At 70.2% G+C, this 1,646-nt stretch carries 1 protein-coding gene; it reads right to left on the bottom strand.

Annotation, left to right across the window (positions count from 1 at the left end):
• Positions 1 to 56: 56 nt before the first annotated feature.
• Positions 57 to 1,463: a pyridoxal phosphate-dependent aminotransferase gene (locus tag ACFU7Z_RS39295; RefSeq protein ID WP_074003772.1), complete on the bottom strand. Its 1,407-nt coding sequence runs from the start codon at positions 1,461 to 1,463 to the stop codon at positions 57 to 59.
• Between the last annotated feature and the right edge of the window lie 183 nt (positions 1,464 to 1,646).

Genomic DNA, 1,646 nt, shown 5'->3' with positions numbered 1-1,646 from the left:
GGGCGTACCCGGTGCCGCTCGCCGTACGACTACCTGAGCCGCTTGGGCCGCTCCGGCTACTTCAGCTGCTGCAGCGCCACGCCCACCCGCCGCACGGCGGCCTCGACGTCGTCGGGCATCCGGCTGGTGAAACAGAGCCGGAAGAAGCCCGGCTCCGCGTTGTGCATGGTCCCGCCGGGCAGCAGGGAGACCTCGGTGGGCTTGGCGGCGAGGTAGCGGAACAGCCACTCCTCGTTCGGGTCGAGCCCGTCCGGCCCGATGGCCGGCAGCCCGTTCACGTGCTCGCCGGGCGCGCGCTTGCCGAGGTACCTGGTGAGGTCGAGCCAGAAGAACATCGCGGCGTTGTCGCCGTCCTGGTGGACGTACTCGATCCCGGCGGCGTCCAGGGCGTCCTTGGTCCTGCGGAAGCTCGCGCTCAGCAGCGTGCGGTACTCGCGCATCGCGTACACCGGGTAGGGCTCCCCGTCGACGGTGGCCTTGAACAGCTCCCCGATGACGTAGGTCTTCAGCGAGTCGAACGGGGTGAACCAGGGCAGCGCGCGGGTCTGTTCGGCCGGGTCGTCGCTGCCGAGCATGGCGCGGTGCACGGCCTCGTTCTTGGAGATGACGAAGCCCGTGCGGAAGCCGGACAGCCCGAAGTCCTTGGCGAAGCCCCAGACCAGGTGGACCCGGTCGGTGTGCTCCTGGTACGCGTCCAGGGCCACCGCGCTGGTGAACGGCGTCGTCCCGGTGTCGAGTTGGGAGTGGCAGTAGATCTCGTCGGAGATGATGTGGAGGTCGGTGTGCGCGAGCGCCCAGCCGTAGATCTCGTCGAGGAGTTCCTTCGGGTAGTTGACGCCCAGCGGGTTGTGCGGATTGGTGAGGACGAGCAGCCGCGGGTTGTGCCCGGCCTCCTTCCGCGCCTCGTAGGCGTTCACGATCAGGTTCAGGGTGAGCCGGTAGCGGTCCTCCCCGTGGGTGGGCAGGTGCACCGGGACGCACTTCAGCTTGGGCCGTTCCTGGAACGACCAGTTGAAGCCCTGCCAGTACGGCGCCGGGATCAGCACCTCGTCCCCGGGCTTGAGCGGCACACCGCCCGTCCCCTGCCGCCGCATGAGCCCGTAGGCGATGCACTCCAGCGCGGAGGAGACCCCGGCGCAGCCGAAGACGTCCTCCATCACGACCGTGCGGCCGAACGCCCGGGTGAGCAGGTCCGCCGCCTGCTGACGCAGCCACGGGATGCCGACCGGGGCCATGTACTTGATGTTCAGCTCGGGGATCAGCCGGATCTTCTCGAAGACGTCCCGCTGCATCGAGTCGTGGTAGAGCAGGACGTTCTCCGCGACGGACAGGTCGACGGCGGTGTCCGGCGCCAGGTGCTGGTGGTAGAAGGCGAGGGCCTGCTCGAAGTCGGGCAGGCCGGCGTGCAGGTCGGCGATCGCCTGGGGCGAGGCGATCCTGAGTCCGTTCTCGGTGATGGTCATGGTGGGTCCCCTGTCGGGTGGGCGGGTCCGGCAGCGCGCCAGCAAGGGTGCCGGAAGGGTGCCGAACGACGCCGGACACGGCCGGACGATGCCGTTCGCACACGCATCGGCCCCAGCCGACCACGCCCCGGACCCGGCCGCCAGCGCTCGGCGGCCGTCCGGACGGCGGGCGCGCTCCGGCCC

The sequence above is a fragment of the Kitasatospora sp. NPDC057518 genome, assembly GCF_042802075.1.
In the GTDB taxonomy this organism is placed as follows: domain Bacteria; phylum Actinomycetota; class Actinomycetes; order Streptomycetales; family Streptomycetaceae; genus Kitasatospora.
This window is presented reverse-complemented; position numbering and strand designations above follow the sequence as displayed.